The following is a 7,944-nucleotide window of genomic DNA, read 5'->3' as shown; positions in this document are numbered from 1 at the left end:
ACGTCACCCGGCCGTGTCGCGCCACGGCGCTGGCGCGGGGCGCGGTGCGCCCGCCGGGGGTGCGTCGCGGTGCTTCGGCGGGCGTCCACTCCGGCACGCCCCAGGCCCGGGAGCCCCGGCGGTGAGCCGTCCGGCCGAACCGCGCGCACACGGGCCGCCGCAGGCAGCACCCAAACGTCGAATGTTATCGATAACACCCGCAACGCAAACCGCCGCGAGATGCACCGGTCACTCGCCGGGGCGCTCACCCGGGTGCCCGTGCGGCGGTCGTCGGCGGTTCCATAGATCCGACCAAGAGATCGCAACGCGTCGATGATGTTATCGCCAACATCATCGGCGACCGGCACGCGGTCGCCGTCGGGTAGCCGTCTCGTGGTGGCGGAGGGTGGGACCTTGTCGTCGTGCCCGCTGGGGGGCGTCCGGGCGGTGGTCGGTCCGTGCGACAACCCCGTCCGGAGTGCGGCGGCAGCGTGCGGAACCGGATTCGCGCCTTTTGCGCTGGTCCGTTATCGACGCTCCCGAGTCGGCCCGTCCTTGGCGTTCCGTTACGGAGCTGTTGCGGGCAGATGTCTTGACGAGGCTGGATGTGAGCGTTAACACTATCCCCGTTAACGGTGGAGGTGAACATGAACCGTGTGGACGGAGCAGGCGACCGCTATGTCGTCGGTGTCGACTACGGCACCCTGTCCGGGCGCGCTCTGGTGGTCCGTGTCGGTGATGGTGCCGAGTTGGGGACCGCGGTGCACGAGTACGGCGACGCAGTGATCAGCACGGCGCTTCCGGGAGGTCGAGCGCTTCCCCCGGACTGGGCCCTGCAGAACCCGGAGGACTACCGCGACGTGCTGCGGTACGCCGTCCCGGCGGCGGTGTCCGCCGCGGGCGTGGATCCGGCCGCGGTCGTCGGCATCGGCATCGACTTCACCGCCTGCACGGTGCTGCCGACGAACGCCGACGGCGTCCCGCTCTGCGAGGATCCGGAGCTGCGCGACCGACCGCACGCCTGGGTCAAGCTGTGGAAGCACCACGCGGCGCAGACGCACGCCGACCGGATCAACGCGCTGGCCCACGAGCGGGCCGAGCCGTGGATCGGCCGGTACGGCGGCAAGATCTCCGCCGAGTGGCAGTACGCCAAGGGGCTCCAGATGCTGGAGGAGGACCCCGAGGTCTACCACCGCGCGGAGCGTTTCATCGAGGCGGCCGACTGGATCGTCTGGCAGCTCTGCGGCACCGAGACCCGCAACGTCTGCACGGCCGGCTACAAGGGCATCCTTCAGGACGGCCAGTACCCGAGTGCGGACTTCCTGACCTCGCTCAACCCCGGGTTCGGCGACTTCGTGACCAAGCTGGACGGTCCGTTGCTGCCGCTGGGCGCCCGGGCCGGCTCGCTCACCGCGCAGGCTGCCGCCTGGACCGGCCTGCCGGAGGGGATCGCGGTCGCCGTCGGCAACGTCGACGCCCACGTCACCGCGGCGTCCGCCCAGGCCGTGGAGCCCGGCCGGCTCGTCGCCATCATGGGCACCTCGACCTGCCACGTGGTCAACGGCGCCCAGGTCGCCGAGGTGGCCGGGATGTGCGGTGTCGTGGACGGCGGCATCAGCCCCGGTGCGTGGGGTTACGAGGCCGGGCAGAGCGGTGTCGGCGACATCTTCGGCTGGTTCGTCGAGCACGCGGCTCCGGCCGGCGTCGACTCGCACGAGCGCCTCACCGAGCTGGCCGCGAGCCAGCCGGTCGGCGCACACGGTCTGGTCGCCCTGGACTGGTGGAACGGCAACCGTTCCCTGCTGGTCAACCACGACCTCAGCGGGATGATCGTCGGGATGACCCTGGCCACCCGGCCGCAGGACGTCTACCGGGCGCTGCTGGAGTCCACCGCGTACGGCACTCGGATGATCATCGAGGCGTTCGTCGAGGCCGGAGTCGCGGTGAACGACCTCGTGATCGCCGGCGGTCTCACCAACAACGCGCTGCTGATGCAGATCTACGCCGACGTGACCAGGCGGCCACTGAACATCATCGCCTCGGCGCAGGGGCCGGCGCTGGGATCGGCGATCCACGCCGCCGTGGCCGCCGGTGAGTTCCCCTCGGTCCACGAGGCGTCGCAGGCGATGGGCCGCGTGCACGAGGCCGTCTACCGACCGGACCCCGAGCGGGCGCGCGCGTACGACGCCCTCTACGCCGAGTACCGGACGCTGCACGACCACTTCGGTCGCGGCGGCAACGACGTCATGCTCCGCCTGCGGGCGATCCGCAACGCGGCAGCCGGAACCGCTGCGGCCGCACCCGAGGCCGCGTTGGAGGTGGTCGCATGAGCACCGAGGTGACCCGACAGATCCGCGAGCTGCGCGAGACCGTCGCCCGCCTGCACTCCGAGCTGACCCGGTACGGCCTGGTCGCCTGGACCTCCGGCAACGTCTCCGCGCGGGTCCCCGGCCAGGATCTGCTGGTCATCAAGCCGAGCGGCGTCAGCTACGACGACCTCACCGCGGACACCATGGTGGTGTGTGACCTCGACGGCGCTCTCGTCGAGGGCGACTTCGCCCCGTCCAGTGACACCGCCGCGCACGCCTACGTCTACCGGGCCATGCCCGAGGTTGGTGGGGTCGTGCACACGCACAGCTCGTACGCCACCGCGTGGGCCGCCTGCGGCGAGGCGATCCCGTGCCACCTCACCGCGCAGGCCGACGAGTTCGGCGGGGAGATCCCGATCGGCCCGTTCGCTCTGATCGGCGGCGATGACATCGGCAAGGGCATCGTCGCCACGCTCGCCGGTCACCGCTCACCCGCGGTGCTGATGCGCAACCACGGCGTCTTCACCATCGGCCGGGACGCCCGCGCTGCGGTCAAGGCCGCGGTCATGTGCGAGGACGTGGCCCGTACGGCACATCTGGCCCACGCACTGGGGCAGCCCGTGCCGATGGCGCAGGCAGACATCGATGCTCTTTATGACCGTTACCAGAACGTCTACGGTCAACAACCAGTCCCACCCGCGGGTTCCTGACCGTTCGGCCAGGCCGAAGCCCGCTGGTCTGCACCACCGACGCACCAGCACGCACCAGCACGCACCACCCGCGTACGCCGCTCTTTTCGCACCTCGGCGGTTGGCGCGGTTCCCCACCACACTGAGCCAAGGAGATCCGATGAGAAAGATGCGAACGCAGTCCGCTCCGTGGCGCGCTGCCGCGGTCCTCGCCAGCGTGCTGCTCGTCGGCGGCGTGGCGGCCTGCGGCAACAGCGACACCGGCGGTGGCGGTTCCAAGGACGACGGCAAGATCACGATGGGCTTCTCCCAGGTCGGCGCGGAGAGCGGCTGGCGTACCGCGAACACCACCTCGATCAAGGAGGCCGCCGCTGCGGCCGGAGTCGAGCTGAAGTTCGACGACGCTCAGCAGAAGCAGGAAAACCAAATCAAGGCGATCCGCAACTACATCCAGCAGAAGGTCGACGTGATCGCCTTCTCGCCGGTGGTGGAGTCCGGGTGGGACACCGTGCTCAAGGAGGCCAAGGACGCCGACATCCCGGTCATCCTGACCGACCGCTCGGTGGACTCGGCCGACAAGAGCCTGTACAAGACCTTCCTCGGCTCGGACTTCGTCAAGGAGGGTCGGCTCGCCGGTGAGTGGCTGGTCGAGCAGAAGAAGACCGCCTCGGGCCCGGTGAACATCGTCGAGCTGCAGGGCAACACCGGTGCGGCGCCGGCGAACGACCGTAAGAAGGGCTTCGCCGAGGCGATCGCCGCCAACCCGAACCTGAAGGTCATCGCCTCCCAGCCGGGTGACTTCACCCGCGCCGGCGGCAAGCAGGTCATGGAGCAGTTCCTCAAGGCCAACCCGAAGATCGACGTGTTGTTCGCGCACAACGACGACATGGGCCTGGGCGCGCTCGAGGCGATCACCGCTGCCGGCAAGGTTCCCGGCAAGGACATCACCATCATCACGGTCGACGCTGTCAAGGACGGTATGCAGGCTCTCGCCGACGGGAAGTTCAACTTCATCGCGGAGTGCAGCCCGCTGCTCGGCCCGCAGCTGATGGACCTCGCCAAGAAGGTGCACGCCGGCGAGCAGGTGGCGCCTCGGATCGAGACCGAGGAGACCACCTTCACCCAGGCGCAGGCCAAGGAAGCACTGCCCAACCGCAAGTACTGATCGACGCCGGGGTCGCCGCGCTCGCGCGGCGGCCCCGCCGCGCCGTCCCCCTACCCGCAACGGACCGGGCTCGGCCCGCGACCACCCCGTGGCAACACGCCCGCCCGGACGACCCGCAGGGACGACCGGGCGGGCGCACGGGGCGGTGGCGGCCCTTCCGTGTCGACAACCCAGAAGAGGTCTGATGGGATGACGGATAGCCGTCCGGTCCTGACGATGACCGGGATCAGCAAGTCCTTCCCCGGGGTGCGCGCACTCCACGACGTCAACTTCCGGCTCTTCCCCGGCGAGGTGCACGCCCTGATGGGCGAGAACGGCGCCGGCAAGTCGACCCTCATCAAGGTGCTGACCGGCGTCTACGACACCGACGAGGGCACGATCACCCTCGACGGCGAGCCGGTCTCCTTCAGTGGGCCGATGCAGGCGACCGCCGCCGGGGTGAGCACGGTCTTCCAGGAGGTGAACCTCTGCACCAACCTGTCGGTGGCGGAGAACATCTTCATCGGCCGCGAGCCCCGACGCCTCGGCGCCGTGCACTGGGGTGAGGTGCGCCGCCGCGCCCGGGCCCTGCTGGCCCGCCTCGACCTCGACCTCGACGTCAGCGCGCCGCTCGGCTCGTACTCCCTGGCGATCCAGCAGATGGTCGCCATCGCCCGCGCGATCGACATCAAGGCTCGGGTGCTGATCCTGGACGAGCCGACGTCCAGCCTGGACGCCGGCGAGGTGGCCCAGTTGTTCCGCATCATGCGGCAGCTGCGCGACGAGGGCATCGCGATCCTCTTCGTGACCCACTTCCTCGACCAGGTCTACGAGATCGCCGACCGGATCACGGTGTTGCGTAACGGCGGGCTCGTCGGTGAGTACCTGACCGCCGAGCTGCCTCAGCTCTCCCTGGTCGAAAAGATGATCGGCAAGGAGCTCGACGTCCTCGAGGGCATCGAGGAGCACTCCCGACGGGACCTGGCGGCGCTGGAGGAGGGCACCCCCCTGGTGGCGGTGTCGAACTTCGGCCGCGGTGGCGCGGTCGAGCCGTTCAGCCTCACCATCCACGCCGGCGAGGTGGTGGGCCTGGCCGGCCTGCTGGGCTCCGGGCGTACCGAGGTGGCGCGGCTGTTGTTCGGCGCCGACCGGACCGACGGCGGGCAGGTCGCGGTGGACGGCACGGCCAGCAGCCTGCGTACCCCCGCCCAGGCCATCGACCACGGCATCGGCTTCTGTTCGGAGAACCGTCGCGCGGAGGGCATCGTCGCCGACCTGTCGGTCCGCGAGAACATGATCCTCGCCATGCAGGCCGCCCGCGGCTGGTTGCGGCCCGTCCCGCGTCGCCGGCAGGACGAGCTGGTCGACAAGTACGTCAAGGCACTCAACATCCGACCGGCGGACCCGGAGGTGCCGGTCCGCAACCTCTCCGGTGGCAACCAGCAGAAGGTGCTCCTGGCCCGGTGGCTGATCACCGAGCCGCGGCTGTTGATCCTCGACGAGCCGACCCGGGGCATCGACATCGGCGCGAAGACCGAGATCCAGAAGCTCGTGACCCAGTTGTCCGACGGTGGCATGGCGGTGCTGTTCATCTCCGCCGAGCTGGAGGAGGTGCTGCGCCTCAGCCACAAGGTGGCCGTGATGCGGGACCGGCAGATGGTCGCGCAGCTCGCCAACGACGACACCCTGGACGCGGACCGCATCATGCAGACGATCGCCAGTGGGTCCCACCGGGAGGAGGCAGACCGATGAACGCCACCATGGGCCGCTACCGGGCGGTGACCGGTCACCGGCTGTTCTGGCCCGCCGCCGTGCTGGTCGTCATGCTCGCCGCGAACACGATCTACCGGCCCGGGTTCCTGTCGATCGAGCTCAAGGACGGGCACCTGTACGGCTCGCCGATCGACATCCTGCGGCTGAGCGCACCGCTGATCCTCGTCGCGCTGGGGATGACCCTCGTCATCTCGACCGGCGGCATCGACCTGTCGGTGGGGTCGGTCTGTGCGATCAGCGGCGCGATCGCCTGCATGTACATCAGCAAGCAGTCCGACCAGAACAGCCTTGTCGTGGTGCTGACCGCCCTCGCGATGGCGCTGGGGGTCGCGCTCGTGCTCGGGGCCTGGAACGGAGTGCTGGTGGCCGTGATCGGGATCCAACCGATCATCGCCACCCTGATCCTGATGGTGGCCGGCCGGGGTCTCGCCCAGCTGATCACCCAGGGTCAGATCATCACCATCAACTCCGAGCCGTTCCGGGCGATCGGGCTGGGCCACCTGTTCACCCTGCCGCTGGCCATCTTCATCGCCCTCGCCGCGGCTCTGCTCGTCGCCGCGTTCACCCGGCGCACCGCACTCGGGATGATCGTCGAGTCGGTGGGTGGTAACGCCGAGGCGAGCCGGTTGGCCGGCATCCGCTCCGGCCGGGTCATCTTCCTCGCGTACGTGCTCAGCGCCGCCTGTGCCGCGATCGCCGGTTTCATGATGACGGCCAACGTCTCCAGTGCCGACGGCAACGCGGTCGGCCTCTGGGTGGAGCTGGACGCCATCCTCGCCGTCGTCATCGGCGGTACGTCGCTCGCCGGTGGTCGGTTCTTCCTCAGTGGCACGATCCTCGGCGCGCTGATCATCCAGACGCTGACCACCACGGTGTACGCCATGGACATCTCACCGCAGACCTCGCTGCTGTTCAAAGCGGTCGTCGTCATCGCCGTCTGCCTGATCCAGGCGCCGGCCTTCCGGGCCCGGTTCGCCCGCCGCAGGCGCAGCGCCCCGAAGCCCGACACCATCGCCGACAAGCCGAAGGAGCAGGTACCGGCATGACCACTGGATCGCTCACCGCTGGTCGTGCCCGGTTCCGGCTGCCGAGGCGGCAGATACCGGTGCTGGCCACGCTCGTCCTCCTGCTGGTGATGTACGGCATCGGGGTGTCCCAGTACCAGGCGTTCTCGAACGTGCAGGTCATCTTCAACGTCTTCATCGACAACGGTTTCCTGCTCGTGGTCGCGATCGGGATGACCTTCGTGATCCTCACCGGCGGCATCGACCTGTCGGTCGGGTCGGTCGTGGCGATGACGGCGATGGTGTCGGCCTGGCTGCTCCAGGAAGGCCTGCCGGCGGCCCTGGTGCTCGTCATCGCCCTGCTCATCGGGCCGACGCTCGGTCTGCTGATGGGCTGCGCCATCCACTTCTTCGAGATCCAGCCGTTCATCGTCACGCTCGCCGGGATGTTCTTCGCCCGGGGGATGTGCACGTTCATCTCCGGCTCGTCCATCCCGATCACCGACGGGTTCTGGACCAGGATGTCGCAGGAACGGATCGGCGATCCCCGAGGCAACTTCGTCTCGATCAGCGTGCTGATCGCCTTCGTCGTGGTCGCCGTCGCCGCGTACGTGCTGGCCTACACCCGGCTGGGACGCAACGTGTACGCCATCGGCGGCAACCCACAGTCGGCCCTGCTGATGGGTCTGCCGGTGGGGCGGACCAGGATCGCCGTCTACACCATCAGCGGTCTGTGCTCCGCGATCGGTGGGATCCTGCTGTCCTTCTACACCCTCTCCGGCGCACCGTTGATCGCCGTCGGGATGGAGCTGGACGTCATCGCCGCCGTCGTCATCGGAGGCACGGTGCTCACCGGCGGCTCGGGTTACGTGTTCGGCACGGTGCTCGGCGTCCTGGTGCTGGGCGTGATCCAGACCCTCATCACCTTCGACGGGAGTCTCAACTCCTGGTGGACCAAGATCGTGATCGGCGGTCTGCTCTTCGCGTTCATCCTCCTCCAACGCCTCATCGGAATCCGTTACAAGTGACCGCCCCTCTCGCGGAAG

6 protein-coding genes are annotated in these 7,944 nt (G+C 69.0%); all 6 read left to right on the top strand.

What is annotated here, in order from left to right:
- The first annotated feature begins 626 nt into the window (after nt 1-626).
- The 6 genes from araB (at nt 627) to yjfF (ending at nt 7,926) form a co-directional block, all read left to right on the top strand.
- On the top strand, nt 627-2,309 hold the full coding sequence (araB, locus tag LADH09A_RS05230) for a ribulokinase (protein WP_238643586.1): 1,683 nt from the start codon (nt 627-629) through the stop codon (nt 2,307-2,309).
- Nucleotides 2,306-2,998, top strand: coding sequence for an L-ribulose-5-phosphate 4-epimerase (locus tag LADH09A_RS05225; protein ID WP_238643585.1), 693 nt, complete (start codon nt 2,306-2,308; stop codon nt 2,996-2,998). The genes araB and LADH09A_RS05225 overlap by 4 nt, the downstream gene beginning before the upstream one ends.
- A gap of 139 nt (nt 2,999-3,137) precedes the next feature.
- Nucleotides 3,138-4,142: an ABC transporter substrate-binding protein gene (locus tag LADH09A_RS05220; RefSeq protein WP_372492227.1), complete on the top strand. Its 1,005-nt coding sequence runs from the start codon at nt 3,138-3,140 to the stop codon at nt 4,140-4,142.
- 189 nt (nt 4,143-4,331) lie between these two features.
- The gene (locus tag LADH09A_RS05215) at nt 4,332-5,873 is read left to right on the top strand and encodes a sugar ABC transporter ATP-binding protein (protein ID WP_238643584.1); all 1,542 of its coding nucleotides are present in this window, start codon (nt 4,332-4,334) and stop codon (nt 5,871-5,873) included.
- Nucleotides 5,870-6,940 (top strand): ABC transporter permease, encoded by a 1,071-nt coding sequence (locus tag LADH09A_RS05210; protein ID WP_238643583.1) that lies wholly within the window; start codon nt 5,870-5,872, stop codon nt 6,938-6,940. The genes LADH09A_RS05215 and LADH09A_RS05210 overlap by 4 nt, the downstream gene beginning before the upstream one ends.
- Nucleotides 6,937-7,926 (top strand): galactofuranose ABC transporter, permease protein YjfF, encoded by a 990-nt coding sequence (yjfF, locus tag LADH09A_RS05205; protein WP_238643582.1) that lies wholly within the window; start codon nt 6,937-6,939, stop codon nt 7,924-7,926. The genes LADH09A_RS05210 and yjfF overlap by 4 nt, the downstream gene beginning before the upstream one ends.
- Nucleotides 7,927-7,944 lie beyond the last annotated feature (18 nt).

Origin of the sequence: Micromonospora cabrerizensis, assembly GCF_022230955.1 — a bacterium.
Lineage (GTDB): Bacteria > Actinomycetota > Actinomycetes > Mycobacteriales > Micromonosporaceae > Micromonospora > Micromonospora cabrerizensis.
Note: the sequence above shows the minus strand (reverse complement) of the source record. Positions and strands in the feature narration are given on the sequence as shown.